Here is an 18,508-nt window from a genome sequence, read left to right on the forward strand (position 1 = left end):
ACTTCATTCCACACCAATGAATAGGCCTTGTTCATTTTGGCATCCTCTTCAATTTATATTTACAACCCCGCCTTGCCGGACGGACCGATCACGCGTGCTCAGAAATACTGAGCGGCCTGAACCCATACGCTCGGCGCGCGGGTCGGCGAGCCGGTCGCCGCGCCGAGCGGCCACGCGGCCGTCAGCGTCACCTGGCGCTTCGCGCCATACCAGCTCGCGCCGACACCGCCGGCCTGCATGTGCTGCATGTTTCGTTCTCGCGTCCACGGGTGCTTGTCGCCCTGCACGCGCCCGGCGTCGACGAACGTGCTGACCTGCCATCCCGGCGCAACGAGATAACGCAGCTCCGCGCTGGCCTGCCAGCCCTGGTCGCCGCTGCCGGCGCCGAGCGCATACGCGCGCACGCCGTACGGGCCGCCGAGGCTGAACTTCTCCGATTCGTCGAGATTGCGCGACGCGAGCTGCGCGCTGAACTGCGTGTACAACTCGAGCCGCCGCCCCAGCGCCTGCACGCGCAGCGCGCTCACATTCAGCTTCGCAAAGCTGCCAATCGACTTCTTCAGTGAATCCGCCTCGAACGGATCGTTGCTGCGCAGCCGCCCGACGCCGAACATCACCGAGAACCCGTTGCGGCCGCCGCCCAGCAAGCCGTCCTGACTGTTGCCGCTGACGCCGAAGGTCCACAGGCCGACGTTCTTGTCGCGCCGGATGTCGAATACGCCGTAGTCGTCGCGCAGGTTCTTGTTTTCGTACTGGACCTGCGCGGTGACGCTCAGGGCGCGCGCACGCACGAGCGGCTGCGTGACGTACGCGGCCTGCACGCTCGCACGGCCCTGGGAATCGAGATCGGAAAACGCGCCGCCGAGCCGGTAGTGCAGCGACGAATACGCGACGCCGACCCGCGTCGACGCGGGCCCGACCGGTACCTGGTAGGCGGCACGGTAGTAGCGCTGGCGCTCGTTGCTGATAAGCCCGCGCAGGCTCAGGCGATCGCCGAGCCGCAGCGGCGAATTGACGTCGATGCTGCCGCCGAGACGGTAGCGCCCGAGCGCGACGTCGCCGAAGTTGTCGAATTCGAGCGATCCGGACGCGAGCGGCCCTTTGTCGGCGTCGACGACGAGATCGGTGGTGCCGGGCGTTTCGCCCGGACGCAACGTGCCGCGCGCACCGACGCCGGCGAGATCGTCGAGCAGCAACAGGCTGCGCTCGAGATCGGGCCCGCGTACGACATCGCCCGGATGCAGCGCCGAGAGCGGCTGGCGCAGCGCGGCATCGAGCACGCGCGAATGGTTCTGGATCGTGATTGCGCCGTAGCGGCCTTCGGCGATTTCGATACGCACGACGCCGTCGTCGATGTCCTGGCGAGGCAGGTACGCGCGCGCAAGCACGTAGCCATGACTGCGATAGTAGGCGGTGATGCGCCCGGCGGCGCGTTGCAGGTCGGCGAAACTCAGCGTGCTGCCGGCCAGATCGGCAACGAGCGGCAGCAGTTTGTCGCTGCCGAACACGGTATTGCCGTCGAGCGCGAATGCGCGAACGAGCACGCGGGGCCCCGACTCGGGTGCGCTCTCGGCGGTGTCTTCCGACGGCGTCACCTTAAGCTCGGGCGCGGTTTCCGGAGGCAGATCCGGACGCGGCGTCTCGATGTCGCGCATCGCTCGCCCGGCGTCCGGCACTTGCGCATGGACCTGCTTGACCAGGCCCGCGGCACCGCCGCAGATCAGCGCCACGCACAATGCGTGGCGGGCGCGCAGCGCGACGCCGGCATCGCGCGGCACCGCTTGCGAGCCGGCCTCGCGCGACCGCGCCGCTTCGACGCTGTCGATGTCGACCCGACGGTGGCCGACGACTTGCATATGAACTTCCCACATGGAACACATCCGGATCTAGCCGACAAAGCACTTGCCAGCTGTGACTCAAGCGCCGAATGCTACAGACAGACATTTCCCATGTATTTAGATCAGGTACGAAATTTCGTGACGAAATTGTTAATTGCCGGAGCGGCCGCACGAATCGCGTGAACGGCAAAAACGGCTTCCGTTTTATCGGCAGGATGGAAGCCAGCCGGCCGTCGACCGAATGCCGTCGCGAGCACGGTTGACCACCTGCGGCGGCACTCCTAAACTGGCATTCCTTTTACGCCGCTCACGCCAAAGGGACTCCCATGATCGACCTCTCCACGCTCGTGCTGTTCTCGGGCGCGTGTCTCGCGCTGACCGTCACGCCGGGCCCCGACATGCTGCTGATCGCGTCCCGCAGCGTGAGCCAGGGCCGGCGCGCGGGCTTTGCGACGCTCGCCGGCATTCAGGCCGGCACTTACTGTCATGCGCTCGCCGCCGCGCTCGGGCTGTCGCAGCTCTTTCTCGCGGTGCCGATCGCGTACGACATCGTGCGTTTCGCCGGCGCCGCGTACCTGCTCTATCTCGCGTGGAAGACGTTCCGTTCCGACGCAACCTCGCTATCGCCCGTCGCGTCGCAGCGCCGGCACTCGACCGCCGCGATCTTCCGTCAGGGCCTGGCGACGAACCTGCTGAATCCGAAGATGGCGCTGTTCGTGCTCGCGCTGTTCCCGCAGTTCGTGCGGCCCGAGCATGGCTCGATCGCCGTGCAGATTCTCGTGCTCGCGACGGTGCTCAACCTGATCGGGCTCGTCGTGAACGGCGCGGTGATTCTCTCCGCGAGCCGGCTAAGCCGGCGGATCGGCGCGCGCCGCCGCCCGTCGAAACTGCCGCAATATCTGCTCGGTTCGGTGTTCGTCGGGCTTGCGGCGCGGCTCGCGGTGGCGGGGCGAAACTGATCTCGCCCCCTCCCGAAGCACACGGGCGGGCCTGATATCCATTCGGATAACTAGCCGAATTCAGGCCACAGCCAAACAATCTGGCTCGCACATCAGCAACGAAGCACCAGAGAAACGCCTGAACGTTTCTCCGGTGCTTCCGTGCATTCGACGAGCCGCCCTCATGACAGACACGACGGCGCTCCTTCCTGCAAGGAAATAACAAATTTGTTACTATGCGAACCGTCGCGGACGAAATCCATTTCTTCAGCGAGCAAGTCGAGGCTGGCGTATTTGCGTTGCCGAAAACGCTGACCGCCAGATTCTTCGCACTCGCTGACCGCATGGAGCAGTACGGCCCGAATCCGGGCGAACCTCACACCAGGCCGATGGGCGACGGGTTGTACGAAATGCGGTTGAAGGGCCTGGAAGGTATCGCACGTGTGTTTTGCTGAGCGGTCGTCAACCGGCGGATCGTCATGCTTCACTGCTTCGTGAAGAAGACGCAGAAAACGCCGCAGAAAGAGCTGGAAACCGCGCGCCGTCGATTGAAGGAGATTCGAGATGGCAACCTATAAGGCACTGCGCGAGCGCGCGCTGGCCGATCCGAAGGTACGCGCCGAATACGAACGATTGAACCGCGAGGAGTTCGCGCTGCTCGACGCCATGCTGGCCGCCCGGCGAGCCGCCGGTCTTTCGCAAGCCGATGTGGCAGAGCGCATGGGCACGAAGGCGCCTGCCGTCACGCGGCTCGAACGCGCGCTCGCGACAGGCCAGCACTCTCCGTCGATTGAAACGCTGCGCAAGTATGCGGCCGCGTGCGGCAAGAAACTCGTGATCTCGTTCGCCTGAGTCGCATCACGGCCCGGACATGATTGAATCGGCCGTCGGTTGCTCGAGCGACTGACGGCCCACCTGCCCCGCATCTCACCTAATCCCCGCCCGCGCACGCATCGTCGGCGCAAGCGCGCGTATCGAGCACCACGCGCAGTTCATGACTGCCCAGCAAGCTCGCCGGCGTCACCGTGCGGCGCTGCCACGGAATCCGGCCGAAGTACCAGACCTTCCAGAAACCGAGCGGATGATCGGGGTTCCTGCGCAGCAGCGTATCGAAGGTTTCAACGTCGCCGAGCGTAATCCGCGTCGCGTCACGCACGACTTCCCGAACGAAACGCGAACAGAACTGCCGGCGCGACGCGAGATTGAAACCCGTGTCGTAGATCACGCCGACCCGGCGCATCGCCGCGTCGACGAGCCGGCGCCGCTGCGCGGCATCGAGCGGCTGCTTCAGTCGCGCGATCACGCACGCGCCGCGATCGGAGCGCGCAAGAAACCGCGACATCGTCGTGACGCGCGACAGTGGAAACGTGCTCTCGGCGACGAGCGGCTCGCCACCGCGCCGGCCGACGACGATCCCGACGTGATTCGTCCACGACCGTGTCGCGGTCGCCACTTCGAGAAACGGCCGCACGGTCACGCGGATAAACACGATATCGCCGATCTCCGGTTCGACCGGCAACGGCATGTCATGAGGTTCGGGAGAACCGGTGGAGAAAAGACGCCGCCGGCCCGCGTCGGGCGAGCGGACCATGAGCGGCTGGCAGCCGGTGTCGACAATCATACGGACCTCGCGAGAGTGAACATGGCGCGAGGATGTCAGCAGCTACCGCGCACCGCATCCGCTTCTTGTGCGAGGGCGTGAATCCGTGCCGCCGGGTGGCGGATTTCGATACCGGCGTGAGGTGCGCGGCGTAAGGCGCGAAGCGTGAGATGCGAGGCCGAGCCGTCAGCGCGTCGCGCCCAGCGCCACGCGCAGCCGTTCCATCAACTGCGTGTAATGCCGCAGCACGTCGTCCTTCGGCACGACATTCGCAGTCGCGAAACGCTCGGACCACGCCGGCTTCCATTCATACGCCCCGTGTACGCTCCGGTCGCCGTCCGGCGACTGGATCAGCGAGCGGATCCGCGCGTCGCGGCCCGGGCCCGTGTGCATGTCGAACAGCGCGTGGATATACGTGTGATACGCGTCGTACACATCCTCGTCGAACAGGTAGCGGTAGATGTGAAACGTGCGGTCGAGCTCGCGCTTCGCGCGGATCACGTCGTCCGGCGAGATGTCCTTCCAGTAGCCGATCCACGTGTAGAAGCACAGCAGCGCATTGAGCTGCGGCGCGACCGCGTCGTACAGCGCGAGGCGCTTCTCGATCAGCCGCTGGTTGGTCCACTGCACGAGTTCGAGCCGCTTCAGCCGACGCGCGACGAGCCAGCCGAGGCAGGCCACCGACAACGGCGTCAGCACGCCGAGCACGAGCTTGACGATTTCCAGCGAATTCCACGGATTGTTGAATGGCTGCATGAATGGCCCGACAAGAAGAAACGCATCCGCGCCGGCGCATGACCCGGCGCGCAGCGCCGCCTGCCCGATCGCATCGACATTGACCGTTAGTTGCTTGCGCATCGAACATCGCGCGGCGGTGCGCGCGATACGTTCGAAGCGGCATGACTCGCCAGATTACCCGGCGATTGTCACCGAGACCTGACCGTTCGTCGAGTCATCGCCTCGCACTCGTTCGGCGCTAGGTCGGCAGCGCCGACGTCAGCTTGACCTTCTGCATCGGAATGTCGGTCTTCACGCTCAGCACGCCGGGAATGCGCGTGAGCGTTTCCATCTGGAAGCGCCGATAGTCGTCGATGTCGGCCGCGACGACGCGCAGCAGGAAATCGCAGTCGCCCGCCATCAGATGGCATTCGACGACTTCCGGCATCTGCTGGACGGCATCGGCGAAACGGTTCACGGATTCCGCGTCCTGCCCCTTCAGCCACACGCGCGTGAAGATCGTCAGCCCCTTGCCGACCTTCGCGGGATTCAGCACGGCCACGTATTTCTCGATCACGCCCGCTTCCTCGAGAAGCCGCACACGCCGCAGGCACGGCGACGGCGACAGCCCGACCTCGTGCGCGAGCTCCACGTTCTGCATGCGGCCGTCGCGCTGCAGCGCGCTCAGGATCCGCCGGTCGATGGCATCCAGTTTCATTTGGCATCCGATTCCAAAAAATTCGCAAATCACGCGTTCAATGCCAAATTCTCTGAAAGTTATGGCCACAACGCAACCCGATTCGAGTCAAAAAAGCAGACAATCCCTCCCCCGAAGGAGGAGTAATGAGCAGTAGCGTTTCAACGTCGTCCGGGCTTCGCGACAAGCCCGCCTATGTCGCCGAGATGGGCCGCGGTTTGCGCGCGGCGCTGCCCGTCATGCTGGGTTTCGTGCCGTTCGCGCTGGTGCTCGGCGCGCAGGCCGCGCAGAAAGGGCTGAGCCTGTTCGAGGTGCCGATGATGACGGGCCTGAACTTCGGCGGCGGTTCCGAATTCGCGGCGATCCATCTGTGGACCTCGCCGCCGCACATCGCGCTGATCGTCGCGATGTCGTTCCTCGTGAATTCGCGCCACATCCTGATGGGCGCGGCGTTCGAGCCGTACATCCGGCGCCTGCCGCGCCGCCGCGCGTTCGTCGCGCTGTTCTTCATGTGCGACGAGAGCTGGGCGATGTCGCTCGCCGACGCGCGCTCGCGCTCGGCCACGCACATCAGCGTGCCCTATTACGCGGGCATCTGTATCGGGCTCTACCTGACGTGGATCTCGATGACCACGCTCGGCGCGGCGGTCGGCCCGACGATCGGCAACGTCGAGCAATACGGCTTCGACATGGCGTTCACGGCCGTATTCCTGGTGCTGCTGCGCGGGATGTGGAAGGGAATGCGCGCGAGCCGCCCGTGGTTCGTGAGCCTCGTCGTCGCGGCGGCCACGCACCTGGCCGTGCCCGGCGCATGGTACGTCGCGGCCGGCGCGTGCGCGGGGCTCGTCGCCGCGCTGCTGTGGGAGCCGCGCGATGCCTGAGCTTCCGGATTTCAGCACCGTCGCGACGATCGTGCTGATGGCGTCGACGACCTACCTGTCGCGCATCCTCGGCTACGTGCTGCTGCGCAACCGCACGCTCAGCCCGCGGATGGCATCGGTGATGGAGAACGTGCCCGGCTGCGTGCTGATCTCGGTGATCGCCCCGGCCTTCGTGTCGACGCGGCCGGCCGACCTGCTCGCGCTCGCGATCACGCTGCTCGCGGCGACGCGCCTGTCGATCCTGCCGACCGTCATCGTCGGCGTCGTGTCGGCGGGGCTGCTGCGGCATCTGATTGGATAGAGCCCGTTCCCGCCGATAGCGGGCTTGTGAACGTGCGTTGCCAGCCGTCCCCCAAGGGGACGAGCGACGATCGATCTCGCGCTCCGGCCGGCAACGCACATTCTCCTGTTTGGGAAATAATCATTCGCGGGGCTAGCCGCCGGAAGGGCCGATCGCCGCTTACGCGGCATCTCAACCGACGAACGGGCGCACAATGCGCCCGTTTTCATGTCCGCGCCGACGACGCGACATGACACGACACGACACGACGATTCTCACGCCGGGATGCTAGCCTTGTGGCTTGCGCCACGCCGCCCTTCCCTCTCATCGCCCATCTCCGTGAGGATCGTCCCGATGCAAGAAACCCGCCCGCTTTTCGACCGCGTCCTGCTGACCAACGACGACGGATTCGACGCCCCCGGCCTTGAAGTACTCGAACAGGTCGCCATGCAACTGGCCCGCGAAGTGTGGATCGTCGCGCCGGCGGAAGACCAGAGCGGCACGTCGCATTCGCTGAGCCTGCACGAACCGCTGCGCGTGCATCGCAAGGGCGAACGCCGCTTCGCGGTGCGCGGCACGCCCGGCGATTGCGTCGCGATCGCGGTCAGCCACCTGATGAAGGACGCGCGGCCCGACGTCGTGCTGTCCGGCGTGAACCGCGGCGCGAATCTCGGCACCGAAACGGTGTTTTCCGGCACGGTCGGCGCCGCGATGACGAGCATGCTGGTCGGCGTGCCGGCCATCGCGCTGAGCCAGGCGTTCACCGATCGCAACGCGGTGCCATGGAACACCGCGCTCGCGCATGCGCCGGACGTCATTCGCCGGCTCGCCGCCGCCGGCTGGGACAGCGACGCGTGCCTCAACGTGAATTTCCCCGCCCGCCCCGCGCAGGACGTGCGCGGGCTGAAGGTGACGAACCAGGGCGCCGGCACGCTGCAGGGCGTCGAGATCGTGTCGGGCCGCGACCCGCGCGAGATCGACTATCACTGGCTGAAGCTCGCGCGCGCACCGCGCGACGACGACGCGGATTCGGAAACGGTCGCGCTCGGCGAAGGGTATATCGCCGTCACGCCGCTGAAGTTCGAGCGCACGCACGACGGCGCGCTCGCGCGGCTGCGGTCGAATCTCGGCTGATCGGGTTGGCCATATTGGCCATATTGGCCGCGTTGGCTGCTTTGGCTGCTTTGGCTGCTTTGGCTGCTTTGGCTGCTTCGGCAGCTTCGGCGGCTTCGGCGGCTTCGGCGGCTTCGGCAGCTTCGGCAGCTTCGGCCGCTTCGGCCGCTTCGGCAGCTTCGGCAGCTTCGGCCGCTTCGGCGCTTGCGCACGACGCCTGCACGAGGCTGCCCGATTGCAAGGTCGCGTCGGCGCGCAACGTCGCGCGCGTAACCGCCCGCACGGCATCAAGTCAGGTTCAATCCCCCGTCGAGCATCACGATCTCGCCCGTCACGTAATCGGACGCGACGAGCATCGCGACCGTCTGCGCGATGTCGTCCGGCGTCGCCGCGCGACGCATCGGCGCGCGTTCTCGCCAGAGCTGCTGCGCTTCGGTCCAGTCGGCGGTCAGCGGCGTATCGACCAGCCCCGGCGCGACCGCATTGACGCGAATCGCCGGCGCGAGCGTGCGCGCCAGCAGCCGCGTCGTGTGATTGAGCGCGGCCTTCGCCGCCGCATACGGAATCGACGCGCCTTTCGGCCGCACGCCCGCATGCGAGCTGACGTTCACGACGCAACCGGCCCGCCCGCGCGACGCCGCTTCGAGCAGCGCGGGCTGCGCTTCGGCGACGAGCCGGAACGGCGCGATCACGTTGATCTCGTGTATCTCGCGCCACACGTCGGGCGTCGCCGCCGCGAGGTCCTCATGCGGGATCACGCGGCTGATCCCCGCATTGTTGACGAGCACGTCGAGCCGCCCGTGCACGGCGAGCGCGTCGCGGATCAGCCGCACGCGCTCGGCATCGTCGGCGAGATCGGCCTGCACGTAGGCCGCGCCGAGTGCGCGCGCCATCGCGCGTCCGGTGTCGGCTGAACTGCGGGAGTGCAGGATCACCGCATAGCCGTCCGCCGTCAGGCGGCGCGCAATGGCCGCGCCGATGCCCGACGTCGAGCCGGTGACGAGCGCGACAGGCCGATGCAGGCGCGACGCGCGCGGCTCGGCGGCGGCTTCGGTTTCAGGTTCCGTTTCGGAAATCGGGGCATGCATCGGCGGGAGCGGCGCGTCCATATCGGGGAACCCTGTCGGTGGCGTTCCCGCATCATAAGCGCGTGAACCCGACCGGACACGCGTTCCGGGCAACGTAGGGTTTGATGGTTGCCATTGCATGCGGATCCAGCGCCGACTTTGCACCGGACTCGATCTTGACCGCAGAACGGATGTACTCGTCTTGTCGAGCTGTTGCCGCGGGATACCAGAAAAGCAGGCTCTGCCCGTCCGCATCGTCCGGGTCGGACTCCAGCGTAAAGCCCTGAGGGATAAGCCGTGTCGCGCAGGCGTGTAACCCAGCGTTGAAATCCCCCTGGATGAATGCCTGGCAAGCTTCACGTATCGCGTCGAGTCGAACGCGGCGCCGCTTCCCGCTCAGGGCTTCAATATCCGCCGGCTCGACATGCTGCCCGAGATCGCCCCGAAATACCGTGATGTCAATATCTTCCGAAAAACGGGAGATCAGCCCGAACCCCTTGGACAAGGATGTACCGCCCTTGAACAGGAGACGCGGGCCGCCTGAAGGCAGTCCGTTGAACAGTGCATCCAGAACCCAACATACCCAGAAATCTTTCTCGACGTTCTGCACCGCCGTGCCCAGACGCGTCGCTGTGCCGATGAACAAATCGCGACGATCCGCGTCACTGGCCGCGATGATTTCCCGATAGGCCTCGTTCATCGAGGACCTCCACCCGTATCCGGCAGCACCGTCTTTTTACCTGGTTCGTCAGAAACCCTGAGCAGGGGCGAGTCGGCGCCCCCCTGGTCAAAAGGCGGAACCGAGCGCAAGAACTCCTGCATCCACGTCGGCAAATGCGCAAAGCCCTGAGCGAGGTCATGGGCAATGACTCGCCCATGTTTTGGGTCTGCGAGGACGGACTTGAGTCGGGCACGGACCCTGTCTCCGTCGCCCGGCAGCGTGTCCTTGAGCCAGTGAAGCGCCTGCACGACTCGCATGGCGGGTCGCCCGGCCCAGAAAAGGCGACTGGGGGCTGTCTGCTTGAAGTCGATTCGCAGTTCATCGAGTTGAACCGCGCGCCGGCGCGCGTCGGTATGGATAGTCACTCGCGCAGGAACGCCATCCGTCAGCCCAAGATCGTTGGCTGCCGTCATGCCGTCGACCAGCAGACGCAATTGATCGCGACGAGCGATTGCGTCGAGCACGGCGCGATAATCAGGGGCCGTCGGCCGTTTGGTCAGCCGATTGACGGCTGGGAGGTCGTATAACCCCCGATCGATGCGGCGCAGGGTTCCGCTGGCGACAAGACGTTGCAATGTCTTGTCTATCACGTCGCGCGAACCGAGATGCGCAAAGTCGGCTGGCACCCAGACAGCGCCAGGTCCCGCCTCGCGAACGAGCGTGACGATGCGGGTACTAATGTCTGACATGCAAAATCTCCTTGTCCGAAATTTGTATACATTTTTCGGACAAATCCAAGACATAGCAGGTCCAGAGCTGGTCATCGGGTTACCGGAAGCCGGTCCGACACGACCGCTCTCGCATCGATGCAGGCCAGCCGCGCGAGCCGCGGTGCCAGCGAAAACGGGAACAGCGAAGATCGTCACAACCGCTTAACCCAGCGACTGCCGGGCGCGGTGCCCTGCAGCCTGCATCAGCGCATCGGGGATCGGCTCAGCGCTGTTTCGGCAGATCGACAAAATCCTCGAGCTCGCCGGCGACGTACAGCCGCTTGCCGATTCTCGGGTATTCGCACACATCGTGTTCGAGGCGCTGCCCGACGACGATCAGTTCGAGCGGCACGTCACCGGTGTTCTGCAGCGTGTGCGCTTCGCCGCCGCGCGCGAAGCCCAGGAAATCGCCGGGCCCGACGTCGTAAGGGCGTTCGCCGATCGTGACCGTCCCCGTGCCGGACAGCACGTACACACATTCTTCCTCGTACAGGTGACGGTGGTATTCGGCCGATTCGTGACCAGGCATCAGCGTGAGCAAATGGAAGCCGAACTGCGTGATGCCGGTCAGGTCGCTGAGCGGTCTTTTGAGACGAACGGCATTGGAATTCAGCGAATGCACGGCGCGCGTCGGTTCCAGCTTCGCGATATCGGCGGCCTTCAGCAATTCCCGGGGAGAGGTGGTCGACATGGGGGCTCTCGTTAGCGTGACTGCATCGGTTGGACGCGCCGCCCGGGCCGGCGAACGGGCAATCGGCCGACGGGCGATGCGGCGCATGGGCGCATGGGCGCATGGGCGCATGGGCGCTCCGGCATTGTCCGACATTTCCGGCTGCGTGGAGACTCGGCATCGCATCGCGACGCCGGTTTGCCGCCGCTCCGTCCCCCGCCACCATTCAGCGCACGGGCGTGCCGCGCAATTCAGTCAGCAGCGCCACGAGCCGATCGATATGCGCGTCTTCCGTGCGCCACGACGACACGCTGATCCGGAACGCCGGACGCCCCTGCCACACGGTCGCGCCGAACCACACGTCGCCCGAATCCTGCGCGGCCTCGCGGATCGCGACGGTTTCCTCGTCCGTGCCGGCGCGCACCAGCACCTGGTTCAGCACGACGCGGTTCAGCACGTCGTAGCCGGCCGCACGCAGGCCGTCCGCGACACGCGACGCCTGCGCGCAATGCCGCTCGACCATCGTGGCCAGCCCGGCGCGGCCGAGCGAGCGCAGCGCGGCCCACACGGGAATGCCGCGCGCACGCCGCGAGAACTCGAGGTTCAGGTTCTTCTGCGCGTCCTGCGCGCCGCTCAGGTAGACGGCATCGCTGTTCATCGCGGTCGCGAGCGCGTCCGCGTCGCGGCAGATCACCATCGCGCCGTCATATGGCGTGTTGAGCCATTTGTGGCCGTCGGTCGTCCAGCTGTCCGCGCCGTCGATGCCGTCCGTCAGCGCGCGTTTCGACGATGCACGTGCCCACAGGCCGAACGCGCCGTCCACGTGCGCCCATGCGCCGGCCGCCTTCGCGGGCGGAATCAGCGCCGCGAACGGATCGAATTCGCCGGTGTTCACTTCGCCGGCCTGCACGCAGAGGATCGTCATGTCGTCGAGCGGCGGCAACTGCGCCGGGTCGATGCGGCCGTGCGCGTCGACCGGCGCAACGACGATGCGCTTCATCCCGAAACCGAGCACGCGCAGCGCTTTCTTCACCGTGATGTGCGCGAGCTCGGAGATCACGACCTTCACCTCGGGCGCACCGATCAGGCCGTCCTCGTCGATGTCCCAGCCCTTGCGCGCGAGCAGCGCGCGCCGCGCGGCCACCAGCGCGACGAGCGTGCAGGCCGTCGCGCTCGTGCCGAAACCGACCGCGCTGCCTTCGGGCAGCGCAAGCGCGTCGACGACCCAGCGCGCGGCCTGGCGCTCGAGCGTCGCGGCCACCGGCGAATTCGCGTACGACGACGCGCACTGGTCCCATGCGAGCATCAGCCGCTCGGCCGCCGCCGCGGCCGGCAGTGTCGCGCCGATCACGAAGCCGAAGTAGTTCGGGCCGTTCGACGCGACGGTCGCGGGCGAGCCCTGCTCGTCGAGCAGGCGCAGCACGTCGTCGGCCGGGCGGCCCGTGTCGGGCAGCGGCTCGTCGAATGCGGCGAGGCCGGCCAGCGCGGCCGCGTCGGGAAACGCGCGCCGTTCGTTCGTCGCTTCGAGATACGCGTGCGCGCGGCGGTCGGCGTCGGCCAGCAATGCAAGTTCGTCCATGTCGGTTGCCTCGGTGGGGATCGGTGGAGATCGATCGAATCAGAGTTGCGAGAGATCGCGGCCGAGCTGCTGCAGCGCGCCGTCGATCCGCTTGTAGTACGTGAACTTGCCGACGCGGGTCGCCTGCACGAGCCCGGCATCCGCGAGGATGCGCATGTGGCGCGTGGTCGTGGCCGGCGCGATGCCGAGCTTCTCGGTGATGTACGTGCAGCACACCCCGAGTTCGTCGAAATCGCCGTGCGGCTGCGGCGGGAAATGCTTGCGCGGCTGCTTGAGCCAGCGCATCACGGCCAGACGGCTTTCGTTGGCCAGTGCGCTGATGCGGGTGACGTCGTCCATACGGTTGGAAGGCTTCGTTTAACGTTTCGCATATTAGCTAAATGACGAAACGTGGGCAATCTGTTCGAGGTCCGGTTTCAGGCTGTCATGTCATGTTCAGGATCACGACACCGGCGCTCGATGCGATCGCGGAGGAAACCGGCAAGACCGTGCCGCAGATCGCGCTGAACTGGCTGCTGCAACGGCCGACCGTGTCGTCGGTGATCGTCGGCGCGTGCAACGAGGAACAGTTGCGCCAGAACCTCGGCGCGGTCGGCTGGTCGCATGACCGATGCGCAGGTCGCGAAACTCGACGCGGCGAGCGCGGTGCAAGCGCCGTATCCGTACTTCCCGTATCGCCGGCAACAGGCGTTCGCGCGGCTCAATCCGCCGATGCGCGGGTAAGCGGCGACGGCCAACCCGGCACGACGGCGCCCAAGCGGCACAACGCGGGCACGCCACGACGAACTCACCTACCGTGGCACCAGAAACCGCGACCGCCATGGGCCTACCCAGCGCGCCGCGAACTGCCTATCGTGGCGGTTTGCGTCGTTGTCGGCCGAGCCGGCAACACGTCCAACCCTCATCGAAAGGTTCGCGCACATGAACGCCACCGACGCCGGCCTGACCGTACGCGCGGTCCGGGAAGACGACTACGACCGCTGGCTGCCGCTTTGGGACGGCTATAACCGCTTCTACGGCCGCTTCGGCGACACCGCGCTGCCGCTGGAAATCACGCAGCTCACGTGGTCGCGCTTCTTCGACGGCTATGAACCCGTGCATGCTTTCGTCGCGGAACGTGACGGCAAGCTCGTCGGGCTCGTGCATTTCCTGTATCACCGCAGCACGACGCTCGCCGGGCCGACCTGCTACCTGCAGGATCTGTTCACGCTCGACAGCGAGCGCGGCAAGGGCGTCGGCCGCGCGCTGATCGAAGCCGTGTACGACGCCGCGCGCCAGCATCGCGCCGAACGCGTGTACTGGCAAACGCATGAAACGAATCACACGGCGATGCGGCTGTACGACACTGTCGCGGAAAAATCGGGGTTCGTGGTTTACAGGAAGGTGTTGCCGCGCTGAGCGGGGCGGGGCGGGCGGGCGTTCAACTCAGCGGCCGCGACTAGTTCGTGAATGCAACGACAGCCCGTCGCGCGCTCCACATCGCCGCACGTTGTACGCCATCACGGCCTTGGTAGCCCGAAGGATACAAAACCGTCCTTTTGATTGATTTTTGTGTCCCCAGGGACACAATTTCTGTGCGTCGATTTGTATTCGCTGCCCGCCCGGACGAATCCGGAACATTTCTCATACCTTCCGGGTACTGGATGCGGGCCAACATCGAGATAGTTGGTCACACGTTCAGCGGGTTCTCCTCAATTCACCCCATACCAAACGCCGCGTCCACTGCCGTGCTGCTGCAAATGTTCGCGTTCGACCAGGTCACGGAAGTGCGACTTCAAGGTATTGCGGTTGCTGCCTGTCAGCTTGATCGCCTCGGCCATCGTGATGCGCCCATGCTCGCGGGCGAACTCGACGATCTGCAAGGACAGTACAGGCAGTGAGGCCAGCACGATCTTTTCGCGCTCGACTTTCTTTTCAAGCCGCCGCACCTGCTCGGCCAGCGAACGCAGAAAGAACAACAACCACGGCTGCCAGTTGGGTGCGTCGGTGCGGATGGTGCCCTGCGTCTGACGCAGCGCGAGGTAGTAGGCTTCCTTGTTCACCTCGATCACGCTTTCCAGCGAACTGTATGGAACGTAGGCATAGCCCGCCTGAAGCAGCAACAAGGTTGTCAGCACGCGGCTGAGCCGCCCATTGCCGTCCTGAAACGGGTGGATTTCCAGGAACACGACCACGAAGATGGCGATAACAAGCAAAGGATGCAGGTGCGCCCGTTCCCGTTCGTCATTCACCCACTGCACGAGCTCCGCCATCAGACGCGGTGTATCGAACGGCATGGCCGTTTCGAAGACGATGCCGATCTGCGCGCCGCTCTCGTCGAAAGCAGCGACGCTGTTGGAGCTAGTCTTGTAATGTCCCCGGTGCCGCTCGTCCTTCTGGCTGTATTGCAGCAGAATCTGGTGAAGCTGCTTGATGTGGTTCTCGTTGAACGGGATGTCCTTCCACGCCTGGAACATCAAGTCCATCAGCTCGGCGTACCCCGCCACCTCCTGCTCGTCGCGCGTCTCGAACTGCTTGATGGCGAGATTGGATAGCAGGCGCTCGACATCGCGGTCGCTCAGCTTGCTGCCCTCGATGCGGGTGGACGATCCAATGCTTTCGATGGTGGCCACGCGCCGCAAAGCCGACAGTCGGTCAGGCGCGAGTGTGCCCAAAGCACGCCATGCGCCTTTGAACTCGTCAATCCGGGCAATCAGGCCCAGGACTTCCGGTGTGATCTGGAGGGTGTCGGCTCGGAACATAAACCAATATTACACCCATTTACACCCATTTCTCTCGCAGCAAATTAATGGGTGCAAATGGGTGTCAAAATGGTAACGGTCTTGTGTCAGCACGGCTGGCGTCGCAGGCCCCGGTAGCCCGAGGGCCATACTTTCGGCGTGTCGATTCGTATCCGCTTCCCCCGACGAATCCACCATCACTCGTACAACGCTACGGCCTTTACAAGGAGCGTGTTGCGCCAACAGCAATCCAGTTATCCACGTGCGCGACGCAAGAAATCCCAAGGGCATCGGTATCGAGAACGAGCATCATCGGAAGTCAACCTGCTTGATCCTGACGTCCGCGCGCGGAGGGTCAAACTCGATGTCCTCGACATCGGGCAATGCCAGCGCGTCGGCAATGTTGCGTATCTGTTGCGTGAGGCGCTGGTAATCCTCGAAACTCAACAGCACATGAGTAGGCCTGCCGCGGTTCGAAATAAACACCGGGCCATCCTTTGTCGCTTTCTTCGCTTTAGTCACGTCTTGATTGAATTCGCGACTTGAGAGAGTAGTGATAGTCATCGTGAGTTCCTCAAACACACCCATGCAGGTGTGTTACTACACTAAGGCAAATGACGCGATACCCGCGTGAAACCCTGGCTGACCATCGATCCGCTCAACCCACCGGCAGCGCCTTGATCGGCAAAAACAACGGTACGCGCACCCACTGCTTCAACTGGTCCGTATCGGCATGGTCCGGCGCCGGAACGCATGACCGGGTTACGCCACATCCGGCGCTTTCCGTTTCCGGCGGCGAAGTTCTACAGTGACAGAAAACTACCTGCGCTGCCGTGCCTCGTCCCCGTTCGACGAGTCGCACCCGATTCCGAGGAAAGCCCATGCCGAGTATCGTCGCCGCTCCCGCCAATCTTCCCCCGAGCCCCGTCGCGGCGGAAACGCGCATGGTTCACGACGTCGCCACGCTGAAGCCGTCCGACTACCGTTCGGCCGATGGTTCGTCGTGGGTCATCTCAACCATCACGCCGGCTGCGGACAGCGGCGCGAACGTGACCGGCGCGACGTATTTCGACACCGCGAAAGGCCGGACCGTCCCGGTGCCCGACGCGCGCCGCCGTTATGCGAATCGCGGCACGTGGCAGGTCGTCGCGAGTTCGAGCCCGTCGGTGCCCGCGACCGGCCGCTACGACTGGCTGACGCTCGCGTGGCTGCCGATCAATCGGCGGCCGCTGCCGCAAACGCCCGAGCATCTGTATTCGCCGTTCATTCGCGGCGGCACGATCGTTTATCGATGGAATCCGGCGGCCGAAGGCGGCGAGCAGTTCGGTAACGCGCGGATGATCTTTCCGGAATGGACGCAGCAGGTGGCGGATGCGTTGCGATCCGCGCCGCCGTCGTTGCCGGACAGCGCGTCGGCCATACCGCCTGCGCTCGATCGCCTGAAAGCAGACAGGAATCCGATGACCGCCGTGCTCGACTTCGGCGACGCGCTGCGTGAAGAGCCGGTGGAACGGATCGTCGCGCGGCTGCCCGCCTTGCTGCAGGTGAACGACCTGCATGAACTGTCGGCAATCGTATTCCTGTGCCTGTCCGGGTCGCGCGCCGAAGACCGGCCGCGTTTCGTCGAAGCGATCGACGCGGCGATCGCGGGCACCGACGACAGCGCACGCCTGCTCGCGATCGCATACGGCACGTTCGCGGCGGGACGGTCCCGGCCTTATCCGTTCAACGACGTCGCGCAGACGGCCCGCATCAACGACGTGTTCGGGGCGCTGAAGCGACGCACGTCGGCGCTTGGGGTGCCGGTTGCGGAAGGTTCTCCGTGGTACGAATTCTTCACGGCCTACAGGCTCGGCGGCGCGGTATCCGGCAACGGCCAGTGACCGCACGTAAGTGATCGGCGGCGCGGCAGCGGATACCTGTGCCGCTTCTCCTCGTTCGCATTCGGGTAGAACGAAACCGGATCGACGTGCAGCGTGCTCATATCCTCGATCCGCGACAAAAATCCGTGGCGAATAAATGCCGGGTTGTTTTCTATCAATTCGACCATTTGAATCAGATCACCCGGTGATAAATTTCCTCCCGGCCACAGAGCCATCTCAAATAACCTCAATCCATAGACCAAATCATGAAATCTGTTATCCGACATGCCACTCTGGCACTGGTGACGATCGGCTTCCTGTCGGGCTGCGCAAGCAGCGTGACACGCGACGCAGGTAATCAGGCGGGGGCCACCGCGACTGCGTCGACGTCCAAATTCGGCACCAAGCCGGTTATCGTGCAAGTTACGCTGGACGCGGCTGCCCAGGAAGCGTTGAAAGACAATCTGAAGTTCAGCCCCAAGAAACTGCAGGAGCAAATCGAAAGCGCGCTGGACGCACGCAAGCTTCTGGCAAAGGCCGATTCAACCGATGCAATGCACCTGAACGTTGAAGTCACCGGCATTCGGGTGCGCTCGAGTTTCTCCGCGGTCATGTTCGGCTTCATGGCGGGCAGCGATTATGTCGACGGCACCGTGACGCTCGTCGGCACCGACAATCGTCAGGTCGACCGCTTCAAGGTGTCGGCATCGTACGCACTCGGCGGCATCGCCGGTATGGACGGGACACGCATGGACTGGCTGTACGAGAATTTCACCGAGAAGACGCTGTCGACGCTCGACCCCTCGGCCGGCGCGCAACAAGCGGACGCGGCTCACGCGAAGAAGCTGTAATGTCCGACGCCCGACGGACCGCGGATTCGCGGCCCGTCGAGCGGCAGCCGCTGCGCTCACCCAACGGCTACGATGCGGGTTGCGACCGCAACGATCTTCATCGAGCAGATTCTCCTTTGAGCATGCCCCTTAGCAACAGGCACGCGTCGCGGCTTCGATTGCCGCATTCCGATTCGACGTGCGCTCGTCCGCGTCTTCGTTGTGCCGGCAGTCTGCGTCGTACGCAAGATGGCAAAAAAACGGCCGCCCTGAAGCAGCCGTAAA

General features: G+C 64.9%; 22 protein-coding genes and 3 pseudogenes. 10 read left to right on the forward strand and 15 right to left on the reverse strand.

Annotation, left to right across the window (positions count from 1 at the left end):
• Window positions 1-98 precede the first annotated feature (98 nt).
• Window positions 99-1,871, reverse strand: coding sequence for a ShlB/FhaC/HecB family hemolysin secretion/activation protein (locus ACM6JT_RS18085; protein WP_414856987.1), 1,773 nt, complete (start codon window positions 1,869-1,871; stop codon window positions 99-101).
• Between the two features lie 293 nt (window positions 1,872-2,164).
• Between ACM6JT_RS18085 and ACM6JT_RS18090 the strand changes: the two genes are divergently transcribed.
• The 3 genes and pseudogenes from ACM6JT_RS18090 (at window position 2,165) to ACM6JT_RS18100 (ending at window position 3,628) form a co-directional block, all read left to right on the forward strand.
• Window positions 2,165-2,797, forward strand: a complete 633-nt coding sequence (locus ACM6JT_RS18090) for a LysE family translocator (RefSeq protein ID WP_131946554.1) — start codon at window positions 2,165-2,167, stop codon at window positions 2,795-2,797.
• Window positions 2,798-3,012: 215 nt separating this feature from the next.
• A pseudogene (locus ACM6JT_RS18095) lies at window positions 3,013-3,354 on the forward strand (type II toxin-antitoxin system RelE/ParE family toxin).
• A complete protein-coding gene (locus tag ACM6JT_RS18100; protein WP_034181868.1) occupies window positions 3,341-3,628 on the forward strand; it encodes a helix-turn-helix domain-containing protein in 288 nt (95 codons plus the stop codon). The pseudogene ACM6JT_RS18095 and the gene ACM6JT_RS18100 overlap by 14 nt, the downstream one beginning before the upstream one ends.
• Window positions 3,629-3,707: 79 nt before the next feature.
• Here the strand turns inward: ACM6JT_RS18100 and ACM6JT_RS18105 are convergent, their stop codons facing one another.
• From ACM6JT_RS18105 to ACM6JT_RS18115, 3 genes are all read right to left on the reverse strand, one after another.
• On the reverse strand, window positions 3,708-4,397 hold the full coding sequence (locus ACM6JT_RS18105) for a YebB family permuted papain-like enzyme (protein ID WP_414856988.1): 690 nt from the start codon (window positions 4,395-4,397) through the stop codon (window positions 3,708-3,710).
• Window positions 4,398-4,562: 165 nt separating this feature from the next.
• On the reverse strand, window positions 4,563-5,132 hold the full coding sequence (locus ACM6JT_RS18110) for a hypothetical protein (RefSeq protein ID WP_027789976.1): 570 nt from the start codon (window positions 5,130-5,132) through the stop codon (window positions 4,563-4,565).
• A gap of 220 nt (window positions 5,133-5,352) precedes the next feature.
• Window positions 5,353-5,811 carry an Lrp/AsnC family transcriptional regulator gene (locus ACM6JT_RS18115; protein WP_006749370.1) on the reverse strand — a complete coding sequence of 153 codons (459 nt, stop codon included), beginning with the start codon at window positions 5,809-5,811 and terminating at the stop codon, window positions 5,353-5,355.
• Between the two features lie 125 nt (window positions 5,812-5,936).
• Between ACM6JT_RS18115 and ACM6JT_RS18120 the strand changes: the two genes are divergently transcribed.
• The 3 genes from ACM6JT_RS18120 (at window position 5,937) to surE (ending at window position 8,085) form a co-directional block, all read left to right on the forward strand.
• The gene (locus ACM6JT_RS18120; RefSeq protein ID WP_027789977.1) at window positions 5,937-6,671 is read left to right on the forward strand and encodes an AzlC family ABC transporter permease; all 735 of its coding nucleotides are present in this window, start codon (window positions 5,937-5,939) and stop codon (window positions 6,669-6,671) included.
• Window positions 6,664-6,972 carry an AzlD family protein gene (locus tag ACM6JT_RS18125; protein WP_034181866.1) on the forward strand — a complete coding sequence of 103 codons (309 nt, stop codon included), beginning with the start codon at window positions 6,664-6,666 and terminating at the stop codon, window positions 6,970-6,972. Before ACM6JT_RS18120 ends, ACM6JT_RS18125 begins: the two co-directional genes overlap by 8 nt.
• A gap of 333 nt (window positions 6,973-7,305) precedes the next feature.
• Window positions 7,306-8,085, forward strand: a complete 780-nt coding sequence (surE, locus tag ACM6JT_RS18130) for a 5'/3'-nucleotidase SurE (protein ID WP_034181865.1) — start codon at window positions 7,306-7,308, stop codon at window positions 8,083-8,085.
• Here surE and ACM6JT_RS18135 read toward each other — a convergent pair.
• The 7 genes from ACM6JT_RS18135 to ACM6JT_RS18165 form a co-directional block, all read right to left on the reverse strand.
• The gene (locus tag ACM6JT_RS18135) at window positions 8,018-8,323 is read right to left on the reverse strand and encodes a hypothetical protein (RefSeq protein WP_414856989.1); all 306 of its coding nucleotides are present in this window, start codon (window positions 8,321-8,323) and stop codon (window positions 8,018-8,020) included. The genes surE and ACM6JT_RS18135 overlap by 68 nt on opposite strands.
• Window positions 8,324-8,351: 28 nt before the next feature.
• A complete protein-coding gene (locus ACM6JT_RS18140) occupies window positions 8,352-9,173 on the reverse strand; it encodes an SDR family NAD(P)-dependent oxidoreductase (protein WP_407971736.1) in 822 nt (273 codons plus the stop codon).
• A 31-nt stretch (window positions 9,174-9,204) separates the two neighbouring features.
• Window positions 9,205-9,831: a nucleotidyl transferase AbiEii/AbiGii toxin family protein gene (locus tag ACM6JT_RS18145; protein WP_414856990.1), complete on the reverse strand. Its 627-nt coding sequence runs from the start codon at window positions 9,829-9,831 to the stop codon at window positions 9,205-9,207.
• Entirely contained in the window at window positions 9,828-10,541 is a 714-nt protein-coding gene (locus ACM6JT_RS18150) for a DUF6088 family protein (protein ID WP_181152255.1), read from the reverse strand. Before ACM6JT_RS18150 ends, ACM6JT_RS18145 begins: the two co-directional genes overlap by 4 nt.
• Before the next feature lie 244 nt (window positions 10,542-10,785).
• Window positions 10,786-11,253 (reverse strand): cupin domain-containing protein, encoded by a 468-nt coding sequence (locus ACM6JT_RS18155; protein ID WP_034181862.1) that lies wholly within the window; start codon window positions 11,251-11,253, stop codon window positions 10,786-10,788.
• Window positions 11,254-11,458: 205 nt separating this feature from the next.
• Window positions 11,459-12,811 carry a pyridoxal phosphate-dependent decarboxylase family protein gene (locus tag ACM6JT_RS18160; RefSeq protein WP_414856991.1) on the reverse strand — a complete coding sequence of 451 codons (1,353 nt, stop codon included), beginning with the start codon at window positions 12,809-12,811 and terminating at the stop codon, window positions 11,459-11,461.
• Between the two features lie 39 nt (window positions 12,812-12,850).
• Window positions 12,851-13,150, reverse strand: a complete 300-nt coding sequence (locus ACM6JT_RS18165) for an ArsR/SmtB family transcription factor (RefSeq protein WP_034181860.1) — start codon at window positions 13,148-13,150, stop codon at window positions 12,851-12,853.
• A 113-nt stretch (window positions 13,151-13,263) separates the two neighbouring features.
• On the opposite strand from ACM6JT_RS18165, the pseudogene ACM6JT_RS18170 reads away from it, so the two are divergent.
• Window positions 13,264-13,534: pseudogene (locus ACM6JT_RS18170) on the forward strand (aldo/keto reductase); the annotation flags it as partial.
• 198 nt (window positions 13,535-13,732) lie between these two features.
• The gene (locus tag ACM6JT_RS18175; protein WP_105391762.1) at window positions 13,733-14,209 is read left to right on the forward strand and encodes a GNAT family N-acetyltransferase; all 477 of its coding nucleotides are present in this window, start codon (window positions 13,733-13,735) and stop codon (window positions 14,207-14,209) included.
• Window positions 14,210-14,502: 293 nt separating this feature from the next.
• Here the strand turns inward: ACM6JT_RS18175 and ACM6JT_RS18180 are convergent, their stop codons facing one another.
• The 3 genes and pseudogenes from ACM6JT_RS18180 to ACM6JT_RS18190 form a co-directional block, all read right to left on the reverse strand.
• Window positions 14,503-15,552 (reverse strand): Fic family protein, encoded by a 1,050-nt coding sequence (locus ACM6JT_RS18180; RefSeq protein ID WP_034181857.1) that lies wholly within the window; start codon window positions 15,550-15,552, stop codon window positions 14,503-14,505.
• Window positions 15,553-15,840: 288 nt separating this feature from the next.
• Complete coding sequence (locus tag ACM6JT_RS18185) at window positions 15,841-16,095, reverse strand: type II toxin-antitoxin system prevent-host-death family antitoxin (protein WP_034182185.1); 255 nt, start codon at window positions 16,093-16,095, stop codon at window positions 15,841-15,843.
• 94 nt (window positions 16,096-16,189) lie between these two features.
• Window positions 16,190-16,279: pseudogene (locus tag ACM6JT_RS18190) on the reverse strand (class I SAM-dependent methyltransferase); the annotation flags it as partial.
• Between the two features lie 133 nt (window positions 16,280-16,412).
• Here ACM6JT_RS18190 and ACM6JT_RS18195 point away from each other — a divergent pair.
• On the forward strand, window positions 16,413-17,414 hold the full coding sequence (locus tag ACM6JT_RS18195; RefSeq protein ID WP_105391763.1) for a hypothetical protein: 1,002 nt from the start codon (window positions 16,413-16,415) through the stop codon (window positions 17,412-17,414).
• Here the strand turns inward: ACM6JT_RS18195 and ACM6JT_RS18200 are convergent.
• A complete protein-coding gene (locus ACM6JT_RS18200) occupies window positions 17,375-17,629 on the reverse strand; it encodes a hypothetical protein (RefSeq protein WP_414856992.1) in 255 nt (84 codons plus the stop codon). The two genes, ACM6JT_RS18195 and ACM6JT_RS18200, sit on opposite strands and share 40 nt — an antisense overlap.
• A 30-nt stretch (window positions 17,630-17,659) precedes the next feature.
• On the opposite strand from ACM6JT_RS18200, the gene ACM6JT_RS18205 reads away from it, so the two are divergent.
• Complete coding sequence (locus tag ACM6JT_RS18205) at window positions 17,660-18,244, forward strand: DUF4410 domain-containing protein (RefSeq protein ID WP_034181855.1); 585 nt, start codon at window positions 17,660-17,662, stop codon at window positions 18,242-18,244.
• Window positions 18,245-18,508: the final 264 nt, after the last annotated feature.

This window comes from Burkholderia sp. IT-111MI5 (genome assembly GCF_949752865.1).
Classification (GTDB): Bacteria; Pseudomonadota; Gammaproteobacteria; order Burkholderiales; family Burkholderiaceae; genus Burkholderia; species Burkholderia pyrrocinia_C.

What these genes read in the sequence shown, in the direction of transcription:
- ACM6JT_RS18085 (WP_414856987.1), bottom strand. Translation starts at nt 1,871, where the DNA reads ATGTGGGAAGTTCATATGCAAGTCGTCGGCCACCGTCGGGTCGACATC.
- ACM6JT_RS18090 (WP_131946554.1), top strand. Translation starts at nt 2,165, where the DNA reads ATGATCGACCTCTCCACGCTCGTGCTGTTCTCGGGCGCGTGTCTCGCG.
- ACM6JT_RS18100 (WP_034181868.1), top strand. Translation starts at nt 3,341, where the DNA reads ATGGCAACCTATAAGGCACTGCGCGAGCGCGCGCTGGCCGATCCGAAG.
- ACM6JT_RS18105 (WP_414856988.1), bottom strand. Translation starts at nt 4,397, where the DNA reads ATGATTGTCGACACCGGCTGCCAGCCGCTCATGGTCCGCTCGCCCGAC.
- ACM6JT_RS18110 (WP_027789976.1), bottom strand. Translation starts at nt 5,132, where the DNA reads ATGCAGCCATTCAACAATCCGTGGAATTCGCTGGAAATCGTCAAGCTC.
- ACM6JT_RS18115 (WP_006749370.1), bottom strand. Translation starts at nt 5,811, where the DNA reads ATGAAACTGGATGCCATCGACCGGCGGATCCTGAGCGCGCTGCAGCGC.
- ACM6JT_RS18120 (WP_027789977.1), top strand. Translation starts at nt 5,937, where the DNA reads ATGAGCAGTAGCGTTTCAACGTCGTCCGGGCTTCGCGACAAGCCCGCC.
- ACM6JT_RS18125 (WP_034181866.1), top strand. Translation starts at nt 6,664, where the DNA reads ATGCCTGAGCTTCCGGATTTCAGCACCGTCGCGACGATCGTGCTGATG.
- surE (WP_034181865.1), top strand. Translation starts at nt 7,306, where the DNA reads ATGCAAGAAACCCGCCCGCTTTTCGACCGCGTCCTGCTGACCAACGAC.
- ACM6JT_RS18140 (WP_407971736.1), bottom strand. Translation starts at nt 9,173, where the DNA reads ATGGACGCGCCGCTCCCGCCGATGCATGCCCCGATTTCCGAAACGGAA.
- ACM6JT_RS18145 (WP_414856990.1), bottom strand. Translation starts at nt 9,831, where the DNA reads ATGAACGAGGCCTATCGGGAAATCATCGCGGCCAGTGACGCGGATCGT.
- ACM6JT_RS18150 (WP_181152255.1), bottom strand. Translation starts at nt 10,541, where the DNA reads ATGTCAGACATTAGTACCCGCATCGTCACGCTCGTTCGCGAGGCGGGA.
- ACM6JT_RS18155 (WP_034181862.1), bottom strand. Translation starts at nt 11,253, where the DNA reads ATGTCGACCACCTCTCCCCGGGAATTGCTGAAGGCCGCCGATATCGCG.
- ACM6JT_RS18160 (WP_414856991.1), bottom strand. Translation starts at nt 12,811, where the DNA reads ATGGACGAACTTGCATTGCTGGCCGACGCCGACCGCCGCGCGCACGCG.
- ACM6JT_RS18165 (WP_034181860.1), bottom strand. Translation starts at nt 13,150, where the DNA reads ATGGACGACGTCACCCGCATCAGCGCACTGGCCAACGAAAGCCGTCTG.
- ACM6JT_RS18175 (WP_105391762.1), top strand. Translation starts at nt 13,733, where the DNA reads ATGAACGCCACCGACGCCGGCCTGACCGTACGCGCGGTCCGGGAAGAC.
- ACM6JT_RS18180 (WP_034181857.1), bottom strand. Translation starts at nt 15,552, where the DNA reads ATGTTCCGAGCCGACACCCTCCAGATCACACCGGAAGTCCTGGGCCTG.
- ACM6JT_RS18185 (WP_034182185.1), bottom strand. Translation starts at nt 16,095, where the DNA reads ATGACTATCACTACTCTCTCAAGTCGCGAATTCAATCAAGACGTGACT.
- ACM6JT_RS18195 (WP_105391763.1), top strand. Translation starts at nt 16,413, where the DNA reads ATGCCGAGTATCGTCGCCGCTCCCGCCAATCTTCCCCCGAGCCCCGTC.
- ACM6JT_RS18200 (WP_414856992.1), bottom strand. Translation starts at nt 17,629, where the DNA reads ATGGCTCTGTGGCCGGGAGGAAATTTATCACCGGGTGATCTGATTCAA.
- ACM6JT_RS18205 (WP_034181855.1), top strand. Translation starts at nt 17,660, where the DNA reads ATGAAATCTGTTATCCGACATGCCACTCTGGCACTGGTGACGATCGGC.